Source organism: Yersinia sp. 2541 StPb PI (assembly GCF_052217145.1).
GTDB lineage: Bacteria > Pseudomonadota > Gammaproteobacteria > Enterobacterales > Enterobacteriaceae > Yersinia > Yersinia enterocolitica_E.
The window spans coordinates 1,681,717-1,708,700 of the sequence record NZ_JAZGQB010000001.1 but is presented as its reverse complement, the minus strand read 5'-3'; the positions used below and the strand labels follow the sequence as shown (position 1 = coordinate 1,708,700).

Genomic DNA, 26,984 nt, shown 5'->3' with positions numbered 1-26,984 from the left:
TCAGCCAATAATGCCAATTCGAATTAATTATCAGTTATCACGATAAATATTACTCACCAAATAGCTAAATAATACCTTTCACTCCTTTCTTGTTTTATCAATCTGGCTATGATGAAGAATATCTTCTTATTCTGACCGCGAGAAAATTATGCTGATCGATTTACGTAGTGACACAGTAACTCAACCTGACACCGCAATGCGCAATGCGATGGCTAACGCTGAAGTGGGTGATGATGTCTATGGCGATGACCCAACGGTTAATGCCTTGGAAGCTAAAGCCGCCAGCCTGTCAGGTAAGGAAGCGGCACTGTTCCTACCAACCGGCACCCAGGCCAATCTGGTGGCACTATTAACCCACTGCCAGCGGGGTGAAGAGTATATTGTCGGTCAGAAAGCCCATAACTATCTGTATGAAGCTGGTGGCGCGGCAGTGCTTGGTAGCATTCAGCCACAACCTATTGAAGCCAATGATGACGGTACCCTGCCACTGGATAAAGTGTTGGCAGCCATCAAACCCGATGATATTCATTTTGCTCAGACCCGGCTGTTGAGTTTGGAAAATACCCATAGCGGCAAAGTGTTGCCTCTTCGTTATTTACAGCAAGCTTGGGCGCTGACTCGAGAGAAGAAACTGGCACTGCATATCGATGGCGCACGTATTTTTAATGCTGCCGTCGCCTTAAATGTGCCACTAAGCGAGATCAGCCAGTATTGCGATACCCTGACGATTTGCCTCTCAAAAGGGTTGGGCACACCGGTGGGTTCCCTGTTGTGCGGCAGTGCTGAGTATATTCAACGCGCCCGCCGCTGGCGTAAAATGACCGGTGGCGGTATGCGTCAGGCGGGTATTCTGGCCGCGGCAGGCTTGTATGCCTTAGAGCACAATGTCAGCCGGTTAAAAGATGACCATGACAATGCAATATGGCTAGAGCAGCAACTGCGCGCATTGGATATCGAAATTGCAGCACCCGGAGCGCAGACCAACGTACTGTATATTAAGCAATCCGCCGAGGCTGCCGCCAAGCTTGGCCCTTGGATGCGTGAACGCGGTATATTGATCAGTGCAGGCCCGGTAACTCGAATGATTACTCACCTCAATATCAGCCGCCATGATCTGGAGAAAGTGGTTGCGCTGTGGCGTGAATTTTTGACCGAGCAGCGCTCATGACACCGCAACGGATATTGGTATTAGGTGCCAGTGGCTATATCGGCCAGCACCTGGTTCCAAAGCTCAGCCAACAAGGACACCATGTTATTGCCGCCGCCCGCCGCATTGAGTGGTTAAAAGAGCAACAGTGGTCGGGAGTCGATTGTCGCTTCGTTGATCTTTATCAGCCAACCACCCTCAGTGCTGCGTTGCAAGATATTGATGTCGTTTATTATCTGGTTCATGGTATGGGCGACGGGCAGGACTTGATTGAACAGGAACGTATTGCTGCTAATAATCTGAAAACGGCGCTACAACACAGCGCCGCAACCTCATCGCCCACGGTGAAACAGATTATTTATTTAGGTGCATTACAACCCGAGGATAACAGCTCGCCTCATCTGATTGCGCGTAAGTTAACCGGTGAACTGCTGCGCCAAAGCGGCATTCCGGTCACCGAACTGCGCGCCAGTATTATCGTCGGCCCCGGTTCGGCCGCGTTTGAAGTGATGCGCGATATGGTTTATAACCTGCCCATCCTCACCCCGCCACGCTGGGTTCGTTCTAAATCTTCGCCCGTTGCACTGGATAACCTGCTGGTGTATTTGACTGAATTACTCAACCATCCGGCACAAGATAACCGAATTTTCGAGGTTGCCGGGCCGGAATACATCAGTTATCAGACCCTGTTTGAGCGCTTTATTGCGATCAGTGGTAAACGGCGTTGGCTGATTCCGATCCCACTCCCTACCCGGTTTATTTCGGTTTATTTCATCAATCTGGTCACCTCGGTACCCACGTCGATTGCCAGTGCATTGATTGCCGGATTGAACCATGATTTACCAGCCAATGGTGAGGCTTTGCAGGCGCTTATCCCACAACAGCTGATAAGTTTTGACGACGCGGTCAAAGAGACACTGCGCCGTGAAGATGAAGTGGTCGACTCCGCCGACTGGGGCTACGACCCCGAGGCCCGCGCCCGCTGGCGGCCCGGCTACGGATTTTACCCTAAACAGGCCGGTTGCCAGCTATCGACTACCGCCTCCAGTGAGGCGCTGTGGCACGTGGTGCAACAAATCGGCGGTAAAGAAGGTTATTTTTATGGCAATCCGTTATGGAAAATCCGCGCCTGGATGGATGACATCGCCGGTGGTGGCGTGGTATATGGCCGCCCAGAGCGGGAAACACTGGCATTAGGCGACCTGATTGATGGTTGGAAAGTCATTACAATCAAACCATTACGCCAATTAGCCATGATGTTCGGCATGAAAGCGCCGGGTCTGGGCCGTCTCACTTTTACTATCAAGGATTTAGGTGGCTGCCGAAGCATTGATGTGCGGGCGTGGTGGCATCCGGCCGGTTTTAGCGGTTTACTGTACTGGTTTGTAATGATGCCAGCACACCTGTTTATTTTCCGTGGAATGGCAAAACGCATCGCGGCGCTGGCCGAGCAATATGATCGTGAACCTACCGCACCCGCGCACAACGAATCAGAGCCTTAAATCAAACGGCGTGATGCATCCCCTATTTAATGGGCGTTGCAGCTAATAACGCTGCAAATTCAAGTAAGCAGGGGATTCTGATTGCATAGCACCGCATTTCACGAAAGAATGGCATCTTATTTGCTGGGCGAATGATTCCAAACGCTAGCATTCTGATTTTTGGTGGGAACCGAATTCGCTATGAAGGTATTGGTCACCGGTGCAACCTGTGGGTTAGGCCGAAATGCCGTTGAATATCTCCGTCGTCAGGGTATTAAAGTCATCGCCACCGGCAACAATCCGGCGATGGGCGCATTGTTGACAAAAATAGGTGCTGAATTTATTCATGCAGATTTGACAAACCTGGTCTCCTCGCAGGCGAAAGCCATGCTGGCAGACGTCGATACCCTATGGCATTGCTCTAGTTTTACCTCTCCTTGGGGCACCGAACAGGCGTTCGAACTGGCTAATGTGCGCGCCACACGCCGTTTGGGGGAATGGGCCGCAGCCTATGGTGTGGAGAATTTTATTCATATCTCCTCACCTGCTATCTATTTCGATTATCACCACCATCGAAATATTCAGGAGGACTTCCGCCCGGCACGTTTTGCTAACGAGTTCGCCCGCAGTAAAGCTGCCGGTGAAGAGGTTATCAAACAATTAGCACTTTCCAATCCACAAACCCATTTCACTATTTTACGTCCGCAGGGGTTATTTGGCCCTCACGACACCGTGATGCTGCCGCGCCTGTTACAGATGATTAAGTATTATGGCACTTTGCTGTTACCCCGTGGCGGTAATGCGTTGGTGGATATGACTTACCTGGAAAATGCAGTGCATGCGATGTGGCTGGCGACTCAACGTGAGAATACGCTGTCCGGTCGCGCTTATAATATTACCAATCAGCAGCCCCGCCCGTTGCGCACCATCGTGCAACATTTACTGGAAGAGTTGGATATGACATGCCGTATCCGCTCCGTGCCCTACCCGATGATGGATATCATGGCCAGAGCCATGGAGAAACTGGGGAATAAAGCAGAAAAAGAGCCGGTGCTGACACATTATGGCGTCGCTAAGCTCAATTTTGATCTAACGTTGGATACCCACCGAGCTGAAGAAGAATTAGGCTATCGGCCCATTGTCTCACTGGACGAAGGGATTATCCGTACCGCCCGCTGGCTGAAAGAGCACGGTAAGTTATGCGCTAAGTAAAACAGCACCCTAGGTAAAAATTGGTGGAAATGGTTGATTTACTGACCAACTGCAACTCTGATGACTTTGGGTATATACTGAAATAACTTTCATAACAGATTCTTTCACCTAAGGTCATCATATGAAAAAGAAAAATATTGCCGTTGTTCTTCCTCTTGCCATTCTACTTAGCGCCTGTACCAGCACCGTTGATCCCGCTTATAAGGATATCAGCAGCCGTACTGCACCTTGTGTTGAAGGTGGGCCGGATACCGTAGCGCAAAAATTCTATGACCTCCGCGTGCAACAAATTGGTCATCAAAGTGGCTTGCCTGATGATAATCTCTCGGCCCAATTTCGCCCTTATTTGAGTCAGGCGTTGTACGAGCAAATTCAGATTGCCAGAAAACAGACTGGCAACCGCACTACGACCCAGGTGAATAAAACTCAAACCATAAACGGCGATATTTTCACCAGCCTGCGGGGAGGGAGTACCAGTGCCGACGTTGCCAGTGCCTCAACCATTCCCAATACCGATGCCAGAAATATTCCGCTGCGGGTTAATTTGACGCATCAAACTGCAGGTGGCCAATCGGTGATGTGGCAAGACGAAGTGCTGATGATACGTGAAGGGACATGCTGGGTTGTCGACGATATCCGTTTTATGGGGGTATCTGCACCGGCAGGGAGCTTGCGGCAGCTACTGGGTGATCACTAACCAGCCCAAAATGCCACCAACACCCCTGCAATTTGAAAGAAAATGAGTATCCCCTATAGATTTCGGATTGCAGGTAGGCGGCAAAGGAGTGCATCCCGATGAGCTTACACTGGTAAGTGATTCGGGTTAGCGAGAGCAGCCAACCCCCCTGCAATTTGAAAGATAACGGGGATAGCTCTGTCAGATTTATGCATCGCGTGACAAATTCCCTCGGATATCAGTCAAATCCAAATGTTATGCTGTTTTGCTGGGTTTATTCTGGTTATTAATAAATTTTAACGCACAAAGATTGCATAAGTATGCCGCGGAAGTTACCATTCACCGCATCATTGGCTATTCAGATTTGGCGCATGAGTATTCAACTTAACGGAATTAACTGTTATTACGGCGTACATCAGGCGCTGTTCGACATTACATTAGACTGCCCGGCCGGCGAGACCTTAGTGCTATTAGGGCCAAGCGGTGCAGGTAAAAGCTCATTACTGCGCGTACTCAATCTGTTGGAAATGCCCCGTTCAGGGACTTTGCAGATCGCCGGTAATCACTTCGACTTTACTCAGGCTCCCGGTGCAAAAGCGATTCGCGAATTGCGCCAAAATGTGGGGATGGTGTTTCAGCAATATAATCTTTGGCCACATCTGTCAGTGGTACAAAACCTGATTGAAGCCCCTTGCCGTGTGCTGGGTCTATCAAAAGATGAAGCCATGGCACGGGCACAGAAGCTGCTGTCACGGTTGCGTTTGACTGATTTTGCTGACCGCTTCCCCCTGCACCTTTCTGGTGGCCAACAACAGCGAGTGGCGATTGCCCGCGCGTTGATGATGGAGCCGCAAGTTTTGCTGTTTGACGAACCCACAGCGGCACTTGACCCGGAAATTACCGCACAAATCGTCAGTATCATCCGTGAATTGGCCGGCACCGGCATCACTCAGGTGATTGTTACCCATGAGGTAGAAGTGGCCCGCAAAACGGCCAGCCGTGTGGTCTACATGGAAAACGGTCATGTGGTGGAACAAGGTGATGCCAGCCACTTTACACAACCAACAACCGAAGCTTTTGCCAGCTATCTGTCACATTGATATCTATTTGGGAATTTGCGATGAAAAAATTAATAATAGCGGCCGTCCTTGCCAGTATCAGTCTGTCCGCCTCTGCCGCGGAAACTATCCGTTTCGCGGCTGAAGCCACTTACCCGCCATTCGAATTTATTGATGCTAATAATAAAATGCAGGGCTTCGATATCGATCTGGCTAATGCGCTGTGTAAAGAGATGCAAGCCGAATGTACCTTTACCAACCAAGCCTTTGACAGCTTGATCCCAAGCCTGAAATTCAAACGTTTTGATGCGGTGATTTCAGGTATGGACATTACCCCTGAGCGCCAAAAACAAGTAGCCTTTACTAAACCTTATTACGATAACTCCGCACTGTTTATCGCTGAGAAAGGTAAAGTGGCTGATTTGGCGGCCCTGAAAGGCAAACGAGTCGGGATGCAGAATGGTTCTACCCATCAGAAATACCTGATGGAAAAACACCCTGAAATTACCGCCGTACCTTATGACAGCTATCAGAATGCTATTCTTGATTTGAAAAATGGCCGTCTGGACGCAGTATTTGGCGACACTGCGGTCGTCAACGAGTGGTTGAAGCAGAATAACCAACTCGCTGCGGTGGGTGACAAAGTGACTGACGCTGACTATTTCGGTACCGGTTTAGGTATCGCAGTGCGTCAGAACAACACCGAGTTACAGGGTAAGTTAGATGCTGCACTGGCGAAAGTTAAAGCAGATGGCACCTATCAGACAATTTATAAAAAATGGTTCCAGCAGTAATCTAAACACCCATGAATGAATTTCAACCTTTAGCAAGCGCCGCCGGTATGACCGTCGGCCTTGCCGTTTGTGCACTGGCCCTCGGTCTGGTTCTGGCGATGCTGTTTGCCGTCTGTGAATCATCACGGGTGAAAGTGGTCAGCTACCTGACTACCGGCTGGGTCACCATTTTGCGTGGGCTACCGGAGATTCTGGTGGTCCTGTTTATCTATTTCGGCTCCTCCCAGTTGTTGATGATGCTGTCGGACGGTTTTACCCTGAATCTTTATCTGTTTGAGCTCCCCATTAAGCTCAATATCGATAATTTTGAGGTGAGTCCGTTCTTGTGCGGTGTTATCGCACTCGCCCTGCTCTATTCTGCTTACGCCTCGCAAACCTTACGCGGCGCACTGAAAGCAGTGCCTATCGGGCAGTGGGAGTCCGGTCAGGCATTGGGTTTGAGTCAGGCGGCCATCTTCTTCCGTTTGATCATGCCGCAGATGTGGCGTCATGCATTGCCAGGCTTGGGCAATCAGTGGTTAGTGCTGCTGAAAGACACGGCGTTAGTGTCACTTATCAGCGTCAATGACCTGATGCTACAAACCAAAAGTATTGCAACCCGGACCCAGGAACCTTTCACTTGGTATGTAATTGCAGCGGCAATCTACTTGGTGGTGACTCTGCTGAGCCAGTATGTGCTCAAATGGATTGAACTCCGTACCACTCGTTTTGAACGGAGCCCATCCTGATGCTGGAATATTTACCCGAGATCCTTAAAGGGCTGCATACCAGCCTGACGTTGACGATTGCATCACTGTTGGTGGCACTGGTGTTGTCGCTGCTGTTTACCATTGTGTTAACGCTAAAAACACCGATTATCACGCCACTGGTTAAAATTTATATCACACTGTTCACCGGCACCCCGCTGCTGGTGCAGATCTTTTTGATCTATTACGGTCCAGGTCAATTCCCCGCTATCCGTGAATATCCGTGGTTATGGAGCTTATTGTCGCAACCTTGGTTGTGCGCAATGATTGCGTTGGCATTGAACAGTGCGGCCTATACTACGCAACTGTTCTACGGTGCAGTTAGGGCAATTCCATCGGGTCAGTGGCAATCTTGCGAAGCATTGGGGATGTCAAAAGCCCAATCGTTACGCATCCTACTGCCATTTGCCTTTAAGCGCGCATTATCATCCTATTCCAATGAAGTGGTCTTGGTATTCAAAAGTACCTCATTGGCTTATACCATCACATTGATGGAAGTTATGGGCTATAGCCAACTGATGTATGGCCGTACCTATGACGTGATGGTGTTTGGTGCCGCCGGGATTGTCTATCTGTGCGTGAATGGTTTGCTGACGTTGCTGATGAGATTGGTGGAACGCAGAGCACTGGCGTTTGAGCGGCGCAATTAAGATTATTCTTTTGATTTTGTGACCAATTTGGTTGTTAGCTGTTTAGTGATCATATTCGGTTGTTAGGGCTTCACAGCTCACCTGACCTCCAATGAACCAACCGGCAAAGGGGCCATAAGCGTGGCCCCTTATGCAATCCCGCGCTTGCGCGAAATATTGCCCTGCGGGTAAACCTCCTGCGTCTTTTGGGCTAACGAGCCAGCGCGATTCGCATCCCTGCTCAAGCGCGCTTTTCGCGGGGGTAATTTGTCCCATCCCTGGAACTCACCCCTTCGGGGCCGCTGCTAGCAGCGTTCAAATCTGCTCCCGGCAGATTTGTCCATGCCCGCTCACTCTACCCTCCCTCCTGGTCGGCAACATTCCTGATTGCGCTCAACGTCAAAAGCCAATTCAAAACCATGGTTTTTAGGTTTTGATGTTTAAAAGCACATTTGAGCAGCCGAGTGAAGAGTGGAGTAAGGGAAATCCGCCATGGACGGCGGGTTGAGGCGTCATGAGCAGGGACGCGACAACACTGCGAAGCAGTTTTGAACAACGCTTGCGTTGGCCCGGAGGCTAGCCTCAAAGAGGCCATAATAAAGCCGTCCGCTAGCCGAAATGATGAGCCGAGGGTACCTGCGAAGCAGGCTGGGGATACGTGCGCAAGCGCAGGGGTTCCAAGGGGGTTACGCGCTTGTAACCCCCTTGGCGGTTGAGGCACCACATGGCGAGGTGATCACCGCACTCATGTCAACCGAACCTGATCACAAACGATTATCAACCGAAACTAGATCCGATTTGCTGTCAACCAAACCCAAACCTCTCGCCTGTCCTGTCCTTCCAGTGATTAAAATAAAATTAAATTTTTAATCACATTACTTGCATATAAATTCATAAAATGGCAATGTAAATACCATAATTCATCCAAATAGAACGTGATGAAAAACCACCAGTTATAATAAAATCAATAACTAATAGCTCATTTTATTTAAAAAATTCAGACAGGAGTTTAAGCATGAAAAAGTTACTATTGGCAACCCTACTAAGTGGTATGGTTTTCAGCGCGACTGCCGCAGAAACTATTCGTTTTGCTGCCTCAGCCACCTATCCGCCATTTGAATCAATGGATGCCAATAACGAAATCGTCGGCTTCGATATGGATCTGGCAAAAGCGTTGTGTAAACAAATGGAGGCCAACTGTACCTTCACCAATCAGGCTTTTGATAGTCTTATCCCAGCGCTGAAATTCAAACGTTATGATGCCGTCATTTCTGGCATGGATATTACCCCTGAGCGTAGCAAGCAGGTCGCGTTCACCCAACCTTACTATGCAAACTCCGCCATTGTGATTGCACCAAAAGGTAAATTCAGTTCTTTTGCCGATCTGAAAGGCAAGAAAATCGGGATGGAAAATGGCACCACTCATCAGAAGTATTTGCAGGACAAACATCCTGAAATTCAGACGGTGGCTTATGACAGCTACCAGAATGCCATCATTGACCTGAAAAATGGCCGTATTGATGGGGTGTTTGGTGATACTGCGGTAGTGAATGAGTGGCTGAAAACCAACCCGAACCTGGCATCAGTTGGCGAACATGTGACCGACCCACAATACTTCGGCACTGGCCTTGGCATTGCGGTACGCCCGGAGAATACCGCATTGTTGGAGAAGTTGAATAAAGCCATTGATGCAGTGAAAGCCGATGGGACATATAAAGCTATCAATGATAAGTGGTTTCCAAACTGATTTAATAACTTCCCCAAAGTCATTGCAGTTGTAGGTAGGCGACAAACGAACGCATCCCGATGAGTTTACTCAAGTAAGTGATTCGGGTGAATGAAGGTAGCTAACAACCCTACTACTTCAAGGCCGCAGGGTAAGTAAGATTAGAACTTCATAGTGGGCGGTATGCGGAAACATATCAAACAACTGCACCCGCTCAATATGGTAATCGGCTAATAGGCTGATATCTTTCGCCATTGTCTGCGCATTACAGCTTGAATAGAGTATGAATTCAGGTGCCATCTGAGCAAGATAGTCACACAGTTCAGCACCAATGCCACGCCGTGGGGGGTTAACCAATACCAACTGCGGCACTTGCGTTTCTGCGGTGGCGAAACGGGTGGAATCCAGTGCAGCAAAACTGACATTCTTTAATCCCAACTGCTGCGCCGATTGGCGTGCGCAGGCGATGGCTTCCGCGTTGATTTCAATACCGGTGAGTTGCGTCTCGGTGCTGGCACAATGCAAACCAAAACCACCTACTCCGCAAAACAGATCCCACATACTGCTGATATCCAGCTCCCGCACCCATTGCCGTGCCGTGGCATACAGTGAGGCGGCAACCTGAGGATTGGTCTGGAAAAAACTTTGTGGCCGGATAAACAGCGGCACCTGATTAAACAGTTCGGGCAGCGCCTGCTGTTCAGTTAACGGGACTTCTTGCTCCCCTTCCAAGATTGCCATATGCACTGGCTGAATATTAGCCGAGATAACAGCCAGTTGAGGCAATTGCTGCTGTAACCATGGCAGTGCTGCGCGTAATTGCACCAGCTTGGTTTCAGAACGCAGTACAAAGCGCAGCATTAACTCACCGCTATAAGTACTTTCAGTCAATAACAGGAATTTAAGCTCGCCGCGTTTACGTGCAACGTTATAGGGTGTGAGACCGGCGCGAGCTATAAACGTTTTCAGCACGGTAAAGACCGGGGCAAAACTGGCCGGGTAGAGTGGACAGTCAGATAAATCGACCGGGGTACCGTCACGATGCAACATCCCTAATAGCGGCCGTTCAACACTACCACTGACCACCATTTTCGCTTTATTACGAAAAGCGTTCTCACGCCCGAAAACCGGCGCTAACCACTGAACCACAGGGTGACCAGCTAGCAGACTCTCCAAATGATGTTGTTTGTCAGCCAGTTGTTGTGGATAGGGTTTATCCAGCCACTGGCAGGAACGACAGCGACCCGCCGTATACTGTGCGCAATGCATTAATATTGACCGTTATAATCTGAGAAGTTGAGTAATTTGCAGCCGAGGCTGTTGATGAGGCGAATTGTAGCATTGTGCCGCGCTAAACACTCATTTTGACTGAGGGAAATAGCGGTACCAGGGGAAAAACAGCAAACCGATAATCACCACATCAGGGATCTTCTGTAACAGTAGGCTATGTAGAATTTCGCTGCCGGTATCACCTTCAACCCGAAAAACATCTAAATACAACCAGTCCAGTGACACCATCAACAAATAAACACTCGCGATAATCTGACACGCCAAATAGCACCAACGCGCCCAGTTCTTGCGATAACACACCGCAGCGCCGCAGACAATCTCTAACAGCAATAGCACCACACTGGCCAAGAAGATCAGGCCAAAATCCCAGCTTTGCAGACTTTCACTGATAAATTCGCCGGTACCCACCCACCCCAGAGTCGCAACCAATAATAATACGCCGAGGATACGGGTAGCAATAATGGCAGTACCGGCGATGAGGACCGGTACTGGCGTCGTTGCAGAGGATGAAAATGCTAAGGATGAAAATAGTTTTCTCATGTCGCCCTATCTGCCCTCAGTCCGGTTGCTGCAACCTAATGTTATCCCTGACAATAACGCCGCTGGTCAGCGGCGTTAAAGCAGAATGAAGCCTAACAGTTTTAACGGCAATCAGCTACGGGCAGCTTTTCGTAATTCACGCAACCGCTGCTTTTCCGAACGGGACATAAACCACCACGCGATTAAACCGATTATCCCAACCACCAGCAAGATAAGTGTGGCAAGGGCATTAATCTCTGGATTAACCCCCATCCGCACACTAGAAAAGACCAGCATCGGCAAGGTTGTCGCCCCTGGGCCGGCAACAAAGCTGGCAATCACTAAATCGTCCAGCGATAAAGTAAAGGCCAATAACCAGCCGGAGATTAATGCCGGTGCAATCATCGGCACGGTAATCACGAAGAACACTTTCAGTGGTGTGGCCCCCAAATCCATGGCGGCTTCTTCAATAGAACGGTCCAGCTCACGCAGACGAGAACTTATCACTACCGTCACATAGGCAGTACAGAAGGTGACGTGCGCCAGCCAGATGGTGAACATGCCACGCTCTGCTGGCCAACCGATAGCATGCCCCATAGCAACAAACAGCAGTAGCAATGATAAACCGGTAATCACATCGGGCATCACCAACGGCGCTGTCAGCATAAAAGCAAAACCGGTTGAACCGCGAAAACGGCCAAAACGCACCATCACCACCGCGGCTATTGTCCCCAGAACCACCGCCATCGTGGCGGAGGCGGCGGCAATAGTCAGACTCAGGCCAACGGCAGATATCATCGCTGAATCATTAAATAGCTCTGTATACCAACGGGTTGACCACCCCGCCCATACGGTTACCAGTTTAGAGCTGTTAAATGAGTAGATAACCAGCATCAACATCGGCGCATACAAGAAGGTATAACCGACAATAAGGATCACCCGACGCCAGACCGAACGTACTTCCGGTAGGTTATTCATACCGGGCCTCCTATCTCTTTATTCTGATGCTTGTGGAACCAGAGTATCGGCACAATCAGCAGCACTAACATCACCGTCGCAACCGCCGAGGCAACCGGCCAATCGCGATTGTTAAAGAACTCTTGCCACAAAATACGACCAATCATAATGCTGTCCGGCCCACCGAGCAGTTCAGGGATAACAAACTCACCCACCGCAGGGATAAACACCAACATGGAACCGGCAACAATGCCACCTTTGGTCAATGGCACAATGACACTGATAAAGGTCTTAAATGGCTTGGCCCCCAGATCCAGCGCCGCCTCCACCAACGAATAATCCAGTCGGGTCAGCGCAGTATAGATTGGCAGTACCATGAATGGCAGATAGGAATAGACCACACCAATGTATACCGCCAGATTGGTGTGCAGAATAATCAGCGGTTGATCAATAATCCCGGTCCACATCAGGAAATTATTCAAGATTCCATTGTTTTTCAGAATACCCATCCAGGCATAAACCCGAATGAGGAATGAGGTCCATGAAGGTAAAATCACCAACAGCAATAAGATATTACGAGTGGATGATTTACTGTGTGCAATCGCCCAAGCCAATGGATAGCCGATAATCAGGCAGCATAGCGTCGACACCGCAGCCACTTGCAATGATTGCAGGTAAGCATCGATATACAGCGGATCATCGAGCAGTTGCAGATAGTTACCAAGATTGAGCGAGATATCCAACTTGCCGTCCAGCCAGGTAACCAGATCGGTATAAGGGGGTACGGCGCGCGCCATCTCGGCCAGACTGATTTTGAATACAATCAGGAACGGCAACATAAACAACAGAAATAGCCACAAATAAGGCATGGCAATAACCAGTTTACGGCCATGCGCCATTTGGTAACGCTGGACAAAAGCCTTAATCGGCCCGACAGTACGGGTCGGTGGTTCTGCTGCCCCACGGGTAGATTTAGACATCACGATATTAACTCCCCAAGGCTCTTAATTACCCAAAACCACGCAACTGTCAGCATCCCAACATAATTGCACTTCATCGCCCCATGTTGGCATCCCTTTACGGTAGCGATGACCATTTTGTAGCTGTGCACTCAGCATCTGCCCGCTGTGTAACTTCACATGATAAATGGATAAATCCCCCAGATAAGCAATGTGTACCACTTCACCGACCGCGAAGTTGCAGCCATCTTCTGGCACTTGTTCACACAACATCACTTTTTCCGGGCGCAGAGCCACAAATACCGGGACACCGTCTACCACCGAGGCATCAGAATCCACTTTCAATGGATGGCGCAGACCAGGGCTGTCAATCACCAATGCATCATCCAGCCGCTCTTTTAGTACTCCCTCAAATACATTCACCGAGCCGATAAATTCAGCGCTGAATCTACTGTTCGGATGTTCATAAATCTCTTCCGGTTCGCCAATTTGCACAAACTTGCCACGGTTCATAATGGCGATGCGCCCGGCCATCGTCATCGCTTCTTCCTGGTCATGGGTAACCATCACACAGGTCGCCCCCACCCGCTCCAGGATATCAACCACTTCCAGTTGCATCCGATCACGCAGCTTTTTATCCAACGCCCCCATGGGTTCATCCAGCAACAGCAGTTTTGGCCGTTTGGCCAAGCTACGGGCCAGAGCCACGCGCTGACGCTGCCCGCCAGAGAGTTGGTGTGGTTTACGCTTAGCAAACTCTTGCATGTGCACCAATGTCAGCATCTCTGCGACGCGGCTTTTGATCTCATCAGCAGGTAACTTGTCTTGCTTCAAGCCAAACGCGATATTTTGCTCAACCGTCATATGGGGAAATAACGCATAAGACTGGAACATCATATTGATCGGGCGCTGATACGGCGGCACATGAGACAAGTCCTGCCCATCGAGCACTATCTGCCCCTGAGTCGGCTGCTCAAAACCGGCCAGCATCCGCAACAGGGTGGATTTACCACAGCCTGAAGCCCCTAACAGCGCAAAAATCTCACCTTTGTAGATAGTCAGATTGACGTCATCTACCGCGGCCTGACCATCAAATGACTTGGTTAAGTTGCGGATCTCCAACAAGGGTGTAAACACCTTCTGGGATTTTGGCTGCGGGCGGGGAATTACATCATTCACTCAGCGTGCTCTCCGTAAAAGCAGAACAGGCCGCATTTAAGGTGCGGCACAATAAAAAACAGGAACAGGAAGATAAACTCCCTGCCCCTACCCTCGTTCATTTCACTTTCCATCAATGTGATATCAGCCACGCGTTGAACGCAAGCTACTGATCCACACCAATGGGTTATTTACCACTTTTCACTTTTGTCCAAGCCCGGGTGATCACACGATCAATTTTCGGGTCTTGTACTTTCAGCGTGAACATTTTGGCGCGCACATCCGCTGGCGGATAAATACCAGGGTTATCACGTACTTCTGCATTTACCAATGGCGTTGCCGCTTTGTTGGCGTTGGCATAGAACACATGATTACTGATATTAGCAATCACATCAGGGCGCATCAGGTAATTCAGGAACTGATAGGCTTCATCCTGATTTTTAGCATCAGATGGCATCGCAAACACATCAAAGAAGGCTAATGCGCCTTCCTTCGGAATGCTGTAGGCCACATTCACGCCATTTTTCGCTTCTTTGGCCCGATTAGAGGCCTGCATGATGTCACCGGCCCAACCGACAGCGACGCAGATGTCACCATTTGCCAGATCATTAATATATTGTGAAGAGTGGAAGTAACGGATGTTCGGCCGCAGTTTCAGCAATAATTCAGTGGCAGGACCGGTGTAGTCGGTCGCCTGAATACTGTTTGGGTCTTTACCTAAGTAATTGAGTACAATTGCAAAGATCTCACTTGGTGCATCCAGGAAAGAGACACCGCAACTTTTCAACTTCTCAAGATTTTCAGGTTTCAGCACCAGATCCCAACTGTTTACTGGCGCATCTTTCCCCAGCGCAGCTTTCACTTTCTCGACGTTATAGCCGATACCTGTTGTCGCCCACAAATAAGGAATAGCATATTTATTTTCTGGGTCGTGTTTGCTGACCAGCGCCAACAACTCAGGATCGAGATTTTTATAATTAGGTAGCTTACTTTTATCTAACGGCTTAAAGACACCCGCAGACAATTGGCGCTCAAGGAAACTAGCTGATGGCACCACTAAATCAAACCCGGTACTCCCGGCCATCAACTTACCTTCCAACACCTCGTTGGAGTCAAACACATCATAGACAACCTTAATGCCGGTTTCCTTTTGGAAATTAGCCAGCGTATCGGGTGCGATATAATCGGACCAGTTGTAAACGTGCAGTGTTTTTTCCTCAGCAGATGCTGAGACGGACGCGGCCATTAATAAGCCAGCAGCAACACCCGATAACCACTTTTTACGATGGGTGAACATCCGTTAACTCCTCCAGAATAGGGGGTGAAGTCGTGCGCTAAATTTGTATCCGCTAGGATACAACACCTTTGCCCTGCCGAGTGCTATTGCCACCTGCACCAGATGCATGACTATGCACGGTGAGTGATTATTCACCTAGTAAGAATAATCACTGTTTAGGCGGAGGAATATTATGCCCTTTGCAGAAACAGCAGCATAACCGCACTTGGCAATCCGTACCATACTCTAGGGTAAAAAACGCCTTTTATCGATTTTTTATGCACATTCTATCTATGTAATGCGCCACTAATGGCATAAACGGCGATAAATATCTGGCAAAGTAGGGTAAAAAGCAGAATATCTTATGGTTTACAGGGGAAATAACAGTGTGCCACCGCTATCAGCGGCACATTTAATGAAGGGATATTAGTGGATAACCGGATAAGCCGTCGCCGTCTGTAGCGATTCATCGTCGTCACTGTTGCCAATAAACAGTAAATCATTGGCACGCGCTTCCAGAATGATCATCGAAATCTGCTCTTCACACTGCTGCATAAAATAGCCAAATTGAGCAAATGTGACACCCACTTCTACCGTCAGTGACTGGCAGACAATCAATTTCGGCAAATTATCATCCTGAATATCGATAAAGGCTTTAACCGTCAGCGAGCTGGCATTTATTTGACTCAGATCCGCGACTAACGGGATAAGGGCCGTCGGCCTGACTTCAGCCAGCGCCGAGAACAAGATGATGTTATCAACCAAATCAACTTTGGCATCAAACACGCCCTCAAAGTTCTGCATATGCGGCAAATGCAGCGCCTGACAGGAGTCGCACTCAAAAAATGAGATACCGAGTTGATCCAGCCAACGCCGTAATAAGGCTAAATCCGGGACGATGAGTGAATCCATAACTACCTACCTCACGATTCTCATAAGACGAAAAGTGGCATAGCTTACGGAATATTAACCGACAGTGCTATGATCAATACCGACAAATTTAATGCCCTTATAAAGACTCAGTCATTATCCTGATCGGGTTTATTATCCTTTTTGCTCTGCTCTGCCTCTGATTCTTTGTTGGATGGCGGCCTTGATATTCTATCGGCGCTACCTAATAGTGGGCCAAAACCACTCGCTACGCGCCAAACAATACACGCAGCGGCAGGGAGCATCAGGCCAATCCCGACAAAAATCATAATAATGGCGACAGCTGGTGTTCCCATTGAACCAGATAATGACAAGTAGCCATTAATACTTAGGTAGGCAACAACCAGTAACAGCATCCCCAGCACTTCTGAAATAATCACAATGCGGGGCATATCTCCTAACGAGCGCATCTTTACCTCCGATAGGCTCTGCATAAGCGTTTATACAGTGTATTGAATCCCCACAACTTGTAACAGTACCGATAAGCAAATAGGTACGATTAATCAAACTAACAGGCAAATCCTGCTTTTTTTTCACCGCGTCAAAGGGCATAGTAGACCGCAGTAAGAGTGAGTAATGCGCTAGAAGTCATTTAACAGTTGAAGATAGAAAGAGCTGTTGGCGAAGTGATTACCCCTGTTTGAGAAATGGCGGGGATAGCTCAATTTAATTAAGGAGTTTTACATGTTTGCTGTGATTTTCGGGCGTCCTGGATGTCCTTATTGTGTCCGTGCTAAAGAACTGGCAGAAAAACTGGAAACTGAACGCGACGATTTTAAATTCCGTTACATCGATATTCATGCGGAAGGTATCACCAAAGCTGATTTGGAAAAAACCGTCGGCAAACCGGTAGAAACCGTACCGCAAATCTTCATTGATGAGAAACACATTGGCGGTTGCACAGATTTTGAAGCATACGCTAAAGAAAATCTGAGCCTATTCCAGTAATCTGGTCAGCCGCACAGAGCGTTTCCTCGCCAATATTATTTGGTTTTATTCGAAAAAGGGTGCTTAGCGCCCTTTTTTTATTGCTGGGACTCTAGTACCACACAGTAAAAACCGCCTCAGGAAACCAGACGAAGCGACCTACAAACAACATATAAGCCCATCTATAATTGGTAACAAAGCATATCCTTCTAGCGAGACCAAACTTCCTGCTTATTACTGGCTGTCTCGCAGCAGACAGATTAGAATAACTCCCACTATCGCCTGCCTTTATGTGCTGTTTAGCGATAAATATTCTGAGTTTAAAGAAATGCCCCTTCTACCTTTAAACCAAGAGCGTATACATCGTGGTCATTCGAGCTAAATAGAAAGTCATACTCGTGAATATAAACGTCGCAAATCTGTTAAACGGCAATTACATCTTGCTGTTATTCGTAGTTTTAGCCTTGGGGTTGTGCCTGGGTAAACTGCGACTCGGCCCTATTCAATTAGGTAATGCTATTGGTGTGTTGGTGGTATCACTGTTGCTTGGGCAACAGCACTTTACCATCAATACTGAAGCGCTGAATCTGGGCTTTATGCTATTTATTTTTTGTGTCGGTGTTGAAGCCGGTCCAAACTTTTTCTCTATATTTTTCCGCGACGGTAAAAACTACCTGATGCTCGCTCTGGTCATGGTAAGTAGCGCAATGATTCTGGCGTTGGGGCTGGGTAAATTATTTGGCTGGGATATTGGCCTGACTGCCGGGATGCTGGCAGGCTCCATGACCTCCACACCGGTTTTGGTCGGTGCAGGTGATACGTTGCGCCATACCATCGCCAATAACCCGGCGTTGCAACACGCGCAGGATAATCTGAGCCTCGGGTACGCCCTAACCTATCTTATCGGGCTGGTGAGCCTGATTTTGGGCGCACGTTATTTGCCCAAACTCCAACACCAGGACTTACCGACCAGTGCTCAGCAGATTGCTCGGGAGCGCGGTCTGGATACCGATAGCCAGCGTAAGGTCTATTTGCCTGTCATTCGCGCTTACCGGGTTGGCCCGGAACTGGTGGCATGGGCAGATGGTAAAAATCTACGTGAATTAGGTATTTACCGCCAGACGGGTTGTTATATTGAGCGTATTCGCCGCAATGGTATTTTAGCCAACCCAGATGGTGATGCGGTGCTGCAAGTGGGAGACGAGATTTCACTGGTCGGTTACCCTGACGCTCACTCCCGTCTTGATCCCAGTTTTCGTAACGGTAAAGAAGTTTTCGACCGTGACCTGCTGGACATGCGCATTGTTACCGAAGAAATTGTGGTTAAAAATAGCAATGCTGTTGGAAAGCGACTCAGCCACTTAAAATTGACTGACCACGGCTGTTTCCTAAACCGGGTGATCCGCAGCCAAATTGAAATGCCGATTGATGACAACGTAGTATTGAATAAAGGCGACGTACTGCAAGTCAGCGGTGATGCACGGCGCGTTAAAAGCGTGGCAGAAAAAATTGGCTTTATCTCTATTCACAGTCAGGTCACCGACCTGCTGGCTTTCTGTGCCTTCTTTATTCTCGGATTGATGATTGGTTTAATTACCTTCCAATTCAGTAATTTCAGTTTCGGCATTGGTAATGCTGCCGGCCTATTAATGGCTGGCATCATGCTCGGATTTTTACGTGCTAACCACCCTACTTTTGGCTATATCCCGCAAGGTGCGTTGAATATGGTGAAAGAGTTCGGGTTAATGGTCTTTATGGCTGGCGTCGGATTAAGTGCAGGTGGCGGTATTAATAGCAGCTTGGGCGCGGTCGGTGGACAGATGCTTATCTCTGGCCTAATCGTGAGTCTGGTCCCAGTCGTCATCTGCTTTCTCTTTGGCGCTTATGTATTACGCATGAACCGTGCTCTGCTTTTTGGTGCCATTATGGGTGCTCGCACTTGCGCACCGGCCATGGACATCATCAGCGATACTGCCCGCAGTAACATCCCGGCACTAGGATACGCAGGGACTTATGCCATCGCCAACGTACTATTAACATTGGCAGGTTCGTTGATCGTTATTATCTGGCCGGGAGTATTAGGCTAGTACACTAAAAAGGCCGTTGCGGAAAAAGCTAAACATTATTTTATACTTTTTTTATTTCCCCAGAACTTTCTTACTGGACTGGGGTCTGATTTAATGCCACTGCTTTTCTTTGATGTCCCCATATTGAGGAGCCCGATAGTCCCGCCTTCTTAGGTTCAAGACTAATCGGGTTTTTTCTTGCCTGAAATTTGAGTTCTGCCTATTTCTACTCTCGTCCATATCGCGCCATCTGCCCCTTAAGGCTTTCTTAAGACAATATTATTACAGTATTAGTATTCCCTATTTCCGCTTCAGGTTACTTCGTGAAGACCAGTAAACCCACCTCTCAAGCCGATGTCACTCCAGTGACATTAAATAATGCCTCAACAGCACAGATAATTAAGACAAACTCCCTTTACTCGTTGCCGTTATCCTTCTATTTTTGGCAGGTTTTTGGGTTAGTGATCTGTGGATTGCTCTTTCTGTGGCTGTCGAACAACGAGCAACTAGATTGGTTTATCAGTAATTACTGGTTTGATCCCGTCGGGCAAAATTTTCCATGGGAAAACAATTACTGGCTGGATTTACTCAACCACCGATTATTGAAAATAACCATTATCAGTACTGCCGTGGTGGCATTGTTATGGGGGATTTATCGCCGTAATGGGCGCTTGGTGACGACCATGTTGTTGTTTGGCAGCGGTCCATTGGTAGTTGGGGTGCTAAAGGCCGTCAGCGCCCACTCCTGCCCTTGGGATCTGGTGGAGTACGGTGGCAAAGCTATCAGTTATGCGCTGATGGGTACCGCTCCTGTAGGTGCAGGTCCCGGCCACTGTTTTCCCGGTGGCCATGCATCCAGCGGTTTTGCCGTGATGGCACTGTTCTTCCTGTTCTACCCCGAGCGGCCTCGGTTGGCTTCGCTGTGTTGGTTGCTCGGTATTGGTCTTGGCATGTTGATGGGGTTTGGTCAAATTATGCGCGGGGCACATTTTCTTACTCATAACCTGTGGGCGGGTTGGTGGGTATGGCTGAGCCAGTTGGCTCTGTTTTGGATGATTAGCGGTTTTTACCGCCGCGATAAAGGTACTGAATAATGGAACAAATGAACTATTTTTTCTTTTCCATGATAAATGCGACCCCGGCATCACCGCCATGGATGATTTCTTTTGCGACCTTCATCGCACGTGACCTGATCATGATTATCCCCATGTTACTGGTGGCACTGTGGCTATGGGGGCCAAAAGATAGCATTAACTTGCAGCGAGCAGTGGTAACCAAGGCAGCAATCGCTCTTGCTTTCTCTATGCTTTCAGCGGCTTGTATCGGGATGCTTATCCCACACGATCGCCCTTTTGTTGTCGGTTTTGGCTATAACTTTATGAGCCATGCACCCGACAGTTCTTTCCCAAGTGATCACGGCACTGCTATTTTCACCTTTGCCTTAGCCTTTGTTTTTTGGCACAAACTCTGGTCCGCAGTCAGCATGATGGTCGTCGCGGCCGCCATTGCATGGTCACGTATTTACCTGGGTGTTCATTGGCCATTAGATATGGTGGGTGCCTTCTTATTAGGGATTATTGGTTGCCTATTCGCACAGTTAGTATGGAATTTATTCGGTGACGCTATCGCAAGTGGTATGACTCGCCTTTATCGTATTAGTTTTGCTCTGCCTATCAGTAGAGGATGGGTCAGAAGCTAGTCACGCTAGGTTATAAATCTCACATTGCCGATGGCTCTAAAAGATCGGCAATATCCACCGCCGCCAGTCACATTATAAAATAATCCTTTAAAATCAATTTACAAAAGAAAGTCACCTATTGATTACCGGTGCATTTAAGCCGCTAAAATGTAATTAAAATAACAAAATAAAATGTAAAACAGTTGAATATGTGAGAATTACCTTTGTTTTCCTCTGATAATGTTACTATTATAACAGTAGTGATAACTTACAGATGAACAAAAGGATAAAAATCATGACGATCAATTATGCTAATTACATTGACCATACTCTATTGGCAATGGATGCCACGGAAGCCCAAATTATCAAGCTGTGTGAAGAAGCTAAACAGCATCATTTCTATGCCGTATGTGTTAATTCTGGATACGTGCCAGTCGCCGCCCAACAGTTAGCCGGTAGTACGGTTAAGGTGTGCTCAGTCATTGGTTTTCCACTGGGTGCGGGTCTGACTGAAGCAAAAGCCTTTGAAGCTCAGGCAGCAATCAACGCTGGGGCGCAAGAGATTGATATGGTTATCAATGTTGGCTGGCTAAAAAGTGGCAAAATTGCCGAAGTTAAAGCCGATATTAAGGCTGTACGTGATATTTGCGCCACTACACCGTTGAAGGTAATATTAGAAACCTGCCTGCTAAGTGATGCTCAAATCGTACAAGTTTGTGAAATGTGTCGTGAGCTTGACGTAGCTTTTGTGAAAACCTCAACAGGCTTCAGCACCGGTGGTGCCAAAGAAGAACATGTTAAATTGATGCGTGCTACGGTTGGTCCGGTAATAGGCGTTAAAGCCTCTGGTGCAGTTCGTGATCAAAAGACAGCAGAAATCATGATCAACGCAGGGGCGACACGCATTGGTACCAGCTCTGGTGTAACCATTGTTTCGGGCCAACAGGCCGTGGCATCAAGCTACTAACTCATTGTAAGTCTATTAATCGATTGTTTAGATTCGAATCGATTGTCAGCCCGGCTACTGCCGGGCTTATTTATTGCAATACGTTGTATTATAAGAAACTATAGTGCAACGTATGGTATTAATAATTGTTTGTCAGGAATAGCTTATGGAAACCCGCCGTGCAGAACGAATCAATAAACTTACTCAGGCCCTAAAGCGTTCCGACAAAATCCACCTCAAAGACGCGGCCAATTTGCTGCGAGTCTCTGAAATGACTATTCGCCGTGATCTTAGCGCCGAGCCGACCGCCGTGATTTTGTTGGGTGGTTATGTGGTGATGGACCCTAAAAGCAATAACGCCAATAACTATTTTGTTTCTGACCAGCAAGCCAAACAGGTGGAAGAAAAACGCCGTATTGGTCAGTTGGCAGCAAGGTTGATCGCCGAAAATGATACGGTTTTTTTTGACTGCGGCACTACAATTCCCTCTATTATCGACGAGATAGACGAAGAACTGGTATTTACTGCCATTTGTTACTCCCTTAACACCTTTCTTTCCTTACAAGACAAACCCAACTGTAAAGTGATTCTGTGCGGTGGTGAATTCAAACCCAATAACTATATTTTCACACCGATCAGTCAGCACAATGAGCTGGACAATGCCTGCCCAAACAAAGCTTTTATCTCCGCAGCCGGCGTTTCAATTGAGTATGGCGCCACCTGTTTCAACTTCGATGAAATTCTGTTAAAGCACCGAGCTATGGCCAAATCACAACAGAAAATCCTGGTGGCCGACCACAGTAAGTTCGGTAAAATAAAACCTGCCAGCATTGGAGCATTGACCCTGTTTGATGCGTTAGTCACCGACCGCCAGCCTGATGCCGAGTTCAGCCAGTTCTTTTTACAACATGGCATCAAAATCGACTGTTAGACTTGATTACATAGCAAAAATCTTAACCCGGTAAATACCGGGTCGATAAACCTATCCGTATATATCAAGTAAAAATTGGATTATATTTAAGCAGAATAGCACAACATTAAATAACCATATTATATTTGTGGTTAAATTACTCTTTGCCTATCAAATTTCTAAAACACAATTCCATTATTAAATGAACATGCAACAGTATAAAGATTTAAGGTAAATTAATTTAACATTTAGTGTTCATTTAACGCATTTAAATAAAAGAATAACGTTAGTTTATTGTCAGACAAATTAGTGACAGAAAAAATTTATATGACAAATATAGGGCTCGATACTAATAATCATGCGCTGACTTATTCCCCCTCACTATGCCTATTGTCTTTTTTCCTCTTATTTTCCTGTTGAATTTATCATCAATTCCATAAACCACCATCACATGATAATTGATTTAATAACATTAAAAATCAACAAGTTAAATTATTTTTGTTGTTTTAAACTAATGATATTCATCAATAAATCAGTGAAAAAATCGATTTCCGCTAGATCCATAAGCGTGGTTAAAATATATTGCACGCCAAGAAGCAAGGAATAAAGAATAGTCTGTTTATTTATCGGCCAGAAGGGAAAGTATACTTTTCATTATTTCTAGTGATAAATCATAAACATTTACATAACAATCAGTTTTAAATTCGTAACAAATGATCGGCGGCGAGTTTATTAAGCATTTGGGAGCATGATCACGGTAGTTTTCACTGCAAATCGCTATCTTGCCGCCAGCAAAAACTATTGTTCTTCCAAGAACACCAAAAATATCCGATACCGCGAATTCATCTTCTTAATATCGGTTAAATTTTGCACTTGACAATTTAGGTATAAAGCACGATTACGGCACCAAAGTAATAACCAGGGCACCAATTTTAAACGAATCGTTTTGACTGAATTTTTCGCCTGATTATGCAACTCGATAATGCATAGCGGGTATCTAACTTTCGGCTCTTAATTTTAAATTAACGTGTTCACAGTGGAGATCTTTATGGACACTACTCAAGCAGGCACTATTGCCTCCCCGGGAAAAGTTTCATCAAGCACATGGCGTAAAAGTGACACCATGTGGATGTTGGGCCTGTACGGTACTGCAATCGGTGCAGGCGTATTGTTCCTGCCTATCAATGCCGGTATCGGCGGCCTTCTGCCGCTGATTGTAATGGCCATCATTGCTTTCCCGATGACCTTCTTTGCTCACCGTGGTCTCTGCCGGTTTGTGCTGTCAGGCAAAAACCCAGGTGAAGACATTACTGAAGTGGTTGAAGAGCACTTTGGTATCGGCGCAGGTAAGTTGATTACCCTGCTTTACTTCTTCGCTATCTACCCGATTTTATTGGTATACAGTGTGGCAATCACCAACACCGTTGATAGCTTCATTACCCACCAGATGCATCTACCATCACCACCGCGTGCTATTTTGTCCCTGATTCTGATCGTGGGCCTGATGACTATCGTGCGTTTTGGTGAGCATGCCATTGTAAAAGCAATGAGTATTCTGGTATTCCCGTTTGTTGCAGCATTGATGTTGTTGGCTGTGTACCTGATCCCTAACTGGACCGGTGCAATATTTGAACATGTATCAATGGACGGCAACGGTACTGGTAGCGGTCTGTGGATGACCATGTGGCTGGTTATTCCGGTCATGGTGTTCTCATTCAACCACTCCCCTATCATCTCGGCGTTTGCAGTATCAAAACGTGAAGAGTACGGCGTAGATGCAGAGAAAAAATGTTCACGCATTTTGGCTTTTGCTCACATCATGATGGTTGTCACCGTTATGTTCTTCGTCTTCAGTTGCGTACTGAGCCTGTCTCCTGCGGATCTGGCGGATGCGAAAAGCCAGAACATTTCTATTCTGTCTTACCTGGCTAACCACTTTAATACTCCAATAATTGCCTACATGGCGCCGGTTATTGCCTTTATCGCTATCACCAAGTCTTTCCTGGGTCACTATCTGGGCGCACGTGAAGGCTTTAATGGCATGATGATTAAGTCTCTGCGTAGCAAAGGCAAAACCATCAATCATGACAAACTGAACCGTATTACTGCCCTGTTCATGCTGGTAACAACCTGGATCGTCGCAACCATGAACCCAAGCATTTTGGGTATGATTGAAACCTTGGGTGGCCCAATCATCGCGATGCTGTTGTTCCTGATGCCAATGTACGCAATCCATAAAGTTCCAGCGATGCGTAAGTACAGCGGCCATATCAGCAACGTATTCGTGGTTATCATGGGCCTGATTGCTATCTCTGCAATCTTGTTCAGCCTGTTCGGTAAATGATTCTGAGGCTGGCCAACGTCCACGGCCAGCCAGTTATCATGGTCTGATGTTGTAAATTGTTTCAAAAACCGGAGCGTCCGCTCCGGCTTCCTACCACGGCAATGTCATCACTTTAATAATTAGAACCTTTAAGGGGCGATATATGGTCAGCGTTTTTGACATTTTCAAGATTGGTATTGGTCCATCCAGCTCTCATACCGTCGGCCCAATGAAGGCTGGCAAGCTGTTTACCGATGACCTAATCGAACTGGGGCATCTTTCTGCCGTCACCCGAATCACTGTTGATGTTTACGGCTCTTTGTCTCTTACCGGTAAAGGCCATCATACCGATATTGCGATTATTATGGGTTTGGCGGGGAATCTGCCTGATACCGTTGATATTGATGCAATCTCTGGTTTTATCCGCGATGTAGAGTTGCGGGAACGTCTGCTGTTGGCAAACGGCAGCCACGAAGTTGATTTCCCGGCCAATGGCGGGATGAACTTCCACAGCACTAACCTGCCATTGCACGAAAATGGTATGACCATCAGCGCTCATGCGGGTGATGACTGTATTTTCAGTAAAACGTATTACTCCATCGGCGGTGGTTTTATTGTCGATGAAGCACACTTTGGTCAGGAAGATAGCCAAGCGATTACTGTGCCTTATCCGTTCAAGTCTGCCCGTGACTTGCAAAAGCACTGTAAAGATACCGGTTTATCACTGTCCGGTTTAGTGATGCAAAATGAACTGGCATTGCACAGCAAAGCCGAAATAAGTGCTCACTTTGCCGCAATCTGGGCAGTGATGCGTGCCGGTATTGAGCGCGGCATCAATACTGAAGGGTTATTGCCTGGTCCAATGAAAGTACCACGTCGCGCCGCAGCTTTGCGCCGAATGCTGGTTAGTACCGATAAAAATAACTCGGATCCGATGATGGTTGTCGATTGGATTAATATGTATGCATTAGCCGTCAATGAAGAGAACGCTGCGGGCGGGCGGGTCGTGACTGCCCCGACTAACGGCGCGTGTGGCATTATTCCGGCAGTTTTATCTTACTACGACAAATTCATTCGTCAGGTAAATGAGAACTCATACAGTCGCTACTTCCTGGTCTCTGGTGTGATTGGGGCGCTGTATAAAATGAATGCGTCTATTTCCGGCGCTGAAGTGGGTTGTCAGGGCGAAGTGGGTGTGGCCTGTTCCATGGCCGCAGCAGGCTTGGCTGAGTTGATGGGCGGTAGCCCTGCTCAGGTGTGCATTGCAGCAGAAATCGCGATGGAGCATAACCTAGGGCTGACCTGTGACCCAGTGGCAGGGCAAGTTCAAGTGCCGTGTATTGAGCGTAATGCAATTTCTGCGGTGCAAGCCGTTAACTCTGCGCGCATGGCGCTACGTCGTACTAGCGAACCCAGTGTTTGTCTGGATAAAGTCATCGAAACGATGTATGAAACCGGCAAAGATATGAATTCTAAATACCGCGAAACCTCCCGAGGGGGGTTAGCAATCAAGATCGTTGCCTGTAACTGATTTATATCAGTGATAGGTCACCTAATATGCTAAAAGGGCTACTTT

General features: G+C 47.6%; 25 protein-coding genes. 17 read left to right on the top strand and 8 right to left on the bottom strand.

Features of this window, described 5'->3' with window-relative positions; translation table 11 throughout:
* Window positions 1–148: 148 nt before the first annotated feature.
* From ltaE to artJ (V1953_RS07500), 9 genes are all read left to right on the top strand, one after another.
* On the top strand, window positions 149–1,168 hold the full coding sequence (gene ltaE, locus V1953_RS07540) for a low-specificity L-threonine aldolase (protein WP_083158414.1): 1,020 nt from the start codon (window positions 149–151) through the stop codon (window positions 1,166–1,168).
* A complete protein-coding gene (locus V1953_RS07535) occupies window positions 1,165–2,649 on the top strand; it encodes a DUF2867 domain-containing protein (protein WP_372569328.1) in 1,485 nt (494 codons plus the stop codon). The genes ltaE and V1953_RS07535 overlap by 4 nt, the downstream gene beginning before the upstream one ends.
* Window positions 2,650–2,829: 180 nt before the next feature.
* Window positions 2,830–3,840 (top strand): NAD-dependent epimerase/dehydratase family protein, encoded by a 1,011-nt coding sequence (locus tag V1953_RS07530; protein WP_083158412.1) that lies wholly within the window; start codon window positions 2,830–2,832, stop codon window positions 3,838–3,840.
* Between the two features lie 121 nt (window positions 3,841–3,961).
* Window positions 3,962–4,537: a lipoprotein gene (locus V1953_RS07525; protein ID WP_442850805.1), complete on the top strand. Its 576-nt coding sequence runs from the start codon at window positions 3,962–3,964 to the stop codon at window positions 4,535–4,537.
* A gap of 350 nt (window positions 4,538–4,887) precedes the next feature.
* Window positions 4,888–5,616, top strand: coding sequence for an arginine ABC transporter ATP-binding protein ArtP (gene artP / locus V1953_RS07520; RefSeq protein WP_050074082.1), 729 nt, complete (start codon window positions 4,888–4,890; stop codon window positions 5,614–5,616).
* A gap of 20 nt (window positions 5,617–5,636) precedes the next feature.
* Window positions 5,637–6,368 carry an arginine ABC transporter substrate-binding protein gene (artJ, locus tag V1953_RS07515; RefSeq protein WP_005184779.1) on the top strand — a complete coding sequence of 244 codons (732 nt, stop codon included), beginning with the start codon at window positions 5,637–5,639 and terminating at the stop codon, window positions 6,366–6,368.
* Window positions 6,369–6,379: 11 nt separating this feature from the next.
* Window positions 6,380–7,096, top strand: a complete 717-nt coding sequence (gene artQ / locus V1953_RS07510) for an arginine ABC transporter permease ArtQ (protein WP_005184781.1) — start codon at window positions 6,380–6,382, stop codon at window positions 7,094–7,096.
* On the top strand, window positions 7,096–7,764 hold the full coding sequence (artM, locus tag V1953_RS07505; protein ID WP_032899150.1) for an arginine ABC transporter permease ArtM: 669 nt from the start codon (window positions 7,096–7,098) through the stop codon (window positions 7,762–7,764). The genes artQ and artM overlap by 1 nt, the downstream gene beginning before the upstream one ends.
* A gap of 994 nt (window positions 7,765–8,758) precedes the next feature.
* The gene (gene artJ, locus V1953_RS07500) at window positions 8,759–9,490 is read left to right on the top strand and encodes an arginine ABC transporter substrate-binding protein (RefSeq protein ID WP_083158405.1); all 732 of its coding nucleotides are present in this window, start codon (window positions 8,759–8,761) and stop codon (window positions 9,488–9,490) included.
* A 117-nt stretch (window positions 9,491–9,607) separates the two neighbouring features.
* Here the strand turns inward: artJ (V1953_RS07500) and rlmC are convergent, their stop codons facing one another.
* The 8 genes from rlmC to V1953_RS07460 all read right to left on the bottom strand — a co-directional run bounded on the left by rlmC (window position 9,608) and on the right by V1953_RS07460 (window position 16,968).
* A complete protein-coding gene (gene rlmC / locus V1953_RS07495) occupies window positions 9,608–10,738 on the bottom strand; it encodes a 23S rRNA (uracil(747)-C(5))-methyltransferase RlmC (RefSeq protein WP_442850804.1) in 1,131 nt (376 codons plus the stop codon).
* A gap of 90 nt (window positions 10,739–10,828) precedes the next feature.
* Window positions 10,829–11,299, bottom strand: a complete 471-nt coding sequence (locus tag V1953_RS07490) for a YbjO family protein (protein WP_083158403.1) — start codon at window positions 11,297–11,299, stop codon at window positions 10,829–10,831.
* Window positions 11,300–11,410: 111 nt separating this feature from the next.
* Window positions 11,411–12,256, bottom strand: coding sequence for a putrescine ABC transporter permease PotI (potI, locus tag V1953_RS07485; protein ID WP_050084992.1), 846 nt, complete (start codon window positions 12,254–12,256; stop codon window positions 11,411–11,413).
* A complete protein-coding gene (gene potH, locus V1953_RS07480; RefSeq protein WP_372559361.1) occupies window positions 12,253–13,215 on the bottom strand; it encodes a putrescine ABC transporter permease PotH in 963 nt (320 codons plus the stop codon). Before potH ends, potI begins: the two co-directional genes overlap by 4 nt.
* Window positions 13,216–13,239: 24 nt before the next feature.
* Window positions 13,240–14,373, bottom strand: coding sequence for a putrescine ABC transporter ATP-binding subunit PotG (gene potG / locus V1953_RS07475; protein WP_083158401.1), 1,134 nt, complete (start codon window positions 14,371–14,373; stop codon window positions 13,240–13,242).
* 166 nt (window positions 14,374–14,539) lie between these two features.
* The gene (gene potF, locus V1953_RS07470; protein WP_442850803.1) at window positions 14,540–15,649 is read right to left on the bottom strand and encodes a spermidine/putrescine ABC transporter substrate-binding protein PotF; all 1,110 of its coding nucleotides are present in this window, start codon (window positions 15,647–15,649) and stop codon (window positions 14,540–14,542) included.
* A 405-nt stretch (window positions 15,650–16,054) separates the two neighbouring features.
* A complete protein-coding gene (locus V1953_RS07465; protein WP_083158399.1) occupies window positions 16,055–16,540 on the bottom strand; it encodes a YbjN domain-containing protein in 486 nt (161 codons plus the stop codon).
* Between the two features lie 107 nt (window positions 16,541–16,647).
* Window positions 16,648–16,968: a YbjC family protein gene (locus V1953_RS07460; RefSeq protein ID WP_083158398.1), complete on the bottom strand. Its 321-nt coding sequence runs from the start codon at window positions 16,966–16,968 to the stop codon at window positions 16,648–16,650.
* Window positions 16,969–17,242: 274 nt separating this feature from the next.
* Here V1953_RS07460 and V1953_RS07455 point away from each other — a divergent pair, with 274 nt between their 5' ends.
* The 8 genes from V1953_RS07455 to V1953_RS07420 all read left to right on the top strand — a co-directional run bounded on the left by V1953_RS07455 (window position 17,243) and on the right by V1953_RS07420 (window position 26,939).
* Window positions 17,243–17,506, top strand: a complete 264-nt coding sequence (locus V1953_RS07455; RefSeq protein ID WP_004873700.1) for a GrxA family glutaredoxin — start codon at window positions 17,243–17,245, stop codon at window positions 17,504–17,506.
* A gap of 377 nt (window positions 17,507–17,883) precedes the next feature.
* On the top strand, window positions 17,884–19,572 hold the full coding sequence (locus tag V1953_RS07450; protein WP_083158397.1) for an aspartate:alanine antiporter: 1,689 nt from the start codon (window positions 17,884–17,886) through the stop codon (window positions 19,570–19,572).
* A gap of 401 nt (window positions 19,573–19,973) precedes the next feature.
* Window positions 19,974–20,645, top strand: a complete 672-nt coding sequence (locus V1953_RS07445) for a phosphatase PAP2 family protein (RefSeq protein ID WP_442821430.1) — start codon at window positions 19,974–19,976, stop codon at window positions 20,643–20,645.
* The gene (ybjG, locus tag V1953_RS07440; protein ID WP_372569333.1) at window positions 20,645–21,250 is read left to right on the top strand and encodes an undecaprenyl-diphosphate phosphatase; all 606 of its coding nucleotides are present in this window, start codon (window positions 20,645–20,647) and stop codon (window positions 21,248–21,250) included. The genes V1953_RS07445 and ybjG overlap by 1 nt, the downstream gene beginning before the upstream one ends.
* Window positions 21,251–21,524: 274 nt before the next feature.
* On the top strand, window positions 21,525–22,196 hold the full coding sequence (gene deoC, locus V1953_RS07435; protein ID WP_083158395.1) for a deoxyribose-phosphate aldolase: 672 nt from the start codon (window positions 21,525–21,527) through the stop codon (window positions 22,194–22,196).
* 145 nt (window positions 22,197–22,341) lie between these two features.
* Window positions 22,342–23,106, top strand: coding sequence for a DNA-binding transcriptional repressor DeoR (gene deoR / locus V1953_RS07430; protein WP_083158394.1), 765 nt, complete (start codon window positions 22,342–22,344; stop codon window positions 23,104–23,106).
* 1,027 nt (window positions 23,107–24,133) lie between these two features.
* Complete coding sequence (locus tag V1953_RS07425) at window positions 24,134–25,429, top strand: HAAAP family serine/threonine permease (RefSeq protein ID WP_083158393.1); 1,296 nt, start codon at window positions 24,134–24,136, stop codon at window positions 25,427–25,429.
* Between the two features lie 142 nt (window positions 25,430–25,571).
* Window positions 25,572–26,939, top strand: a complete 1,368-nt coding sequence (locus tag V1953_RS07420; protein ID WP_083158392.1) for an L-serine ammonia-lyase — start codon at window positions 25,572–25,574, stop codon at window positions 26,937–26,939.
* The last annotated feature ends 45 nt before the right edge of the window (window positions 26,940–26,984 follow it).

Coding starts and splice junctions, on each gene's coding strand:
- ybjG (WP_372569333.1), top strand. CDS start 20,645: ATGGAACAAATGAACTATTTTTTCTTTTCCATGATAAATGCGACCCCG.
- artP (WP_050074082.1), top strand. CDS start 4,888: ATGAGTATTCAACTTAACGGAATTAACTGTTATTACGGCGTACATCAG.
- ltaE (WP_083158414.1), top strand. CDS start 149: ATGCTGATCGATTTACGTAGTGACACAGTAACTCAACCTGACACCGCA.
- V1953_RS07460 (WP_083158398.1), bottom strand. CDS start 16,968: ATGCGCTCGTTAGGAGATATGCCCCGCATTGTGATTATTTCAGAAGTG.
- V1953_RS07455 (WP_004873700.1), top strand. CDS start 17,243: ATGTTTGCTGTGATTTTCGGGCGTCCTGGATGTCCTTATTGTGTCCGT.
- V1953_RS07420 (WP_083158392.1), top strand. CDS start 25,572: ATGGTCAGCGTTTTTGACATTTTCAAGATTGGTATTGGTCCATCCAGC.
- artJ (WP_083158405.1), top strand. CDS start 8,759: ATGAAAAAGTTACTATTGGCAACCCTACTAAGTGGTATGGTTTTCAGC.
- V1953_RS07425 (WP_083158393.1), top strand. CDS start 24,134: ATGGACACTACTCAAGCAGGCACTATTGCCTCCCCGGGAAAAGTTTCA.
- V1953_RS07465 (WP_083158399.1), bottom strand. CDS start 16,540: ATGGATTCACTCATCGTCCCGGATTTAGCCTTATTACGGCGTTGGCTG.
- potH (WP_372559361.1), bottom strand. CDS start 13,215: ATGTCTAAATCTACCCGTGGGGCAGCAGAACCACCGACCCGTACTGTC.
- V1953_RS07525 (WP_442850805.1), top strand. CDS start 3,962: ATGAAAAAGAAAAATATTGCCGTTGTTCTTCCTCTTGCCATTCTACTT.
- artM (WP_032899150.1), top strand. CDS start 7,096: ATGCTGGAATATTTACCCGAGATCCTTAAAGGGCTGCATACCAGCCTG.
- V1953_RS07535 (WP_372569328.1), top strand. CDS start 1,165: ATGACACCGCAACGGATATTGGTATTAGGTGCCAGTGGCTATATCGGC.
- artQ (WP_005184781.1), top strand. CDS start 6,380: ATGAATGAATTTCAACCTTTAGCAAGCGCCGCCGGTATGACCGTCGGC.
- potF (WP_442850803.1), bottom strand. CDS start 15,649: ATGTTCACCCATCGTAAAAAGTGGTTATCGGGTGTTGCTGCTGGCTTA.
- rlmC (WP_442850804.1), bottom strand. CDS start 10,738: ATGCATTGCGCACAGTATACGGCGGGTCGCTGTCGTTCCTGCCAGTGG.
- V1953_RS07530 (WP_083158412.1), top strand. CDS start 2,830: ATGAAGGTATTGGTCACCGGTGCAACCTGTGGGTTAGGCCGAAATGCC.
- deoR (WP_083158394.1), top strand. CDS start 22,342: ATGGAAACCCGCCGTGCAGAACGAATCAATAAACTTACTCAGGCCCTA.
- potI (WP_050084992.1), bottom strand. CDS start 12,256: ATGAATAACCTACCGGAAGTACGTTCGGTCTGGCGTCGGGTGATCCTT.
- artJ (WP_005184779.1), top strand. CDS start 5,637: ATGAAAAAATTAATAATAGCGGCCGTCCTTGCCAGTATCAGTCTGTCC.
- deoC (WP_083158395.1), top strand. CDS start 21,525: ATGACGATCAATTATGCTAATTACATTGACCATACTCTATTGGCAATG.
- V1953_RS07490 (WP_083158403.1), bottom strand. CDS start 11,299: ATGAGAAAACTATTTTCATCCTTAGCATTTTCATCCTCTGCAACGACG.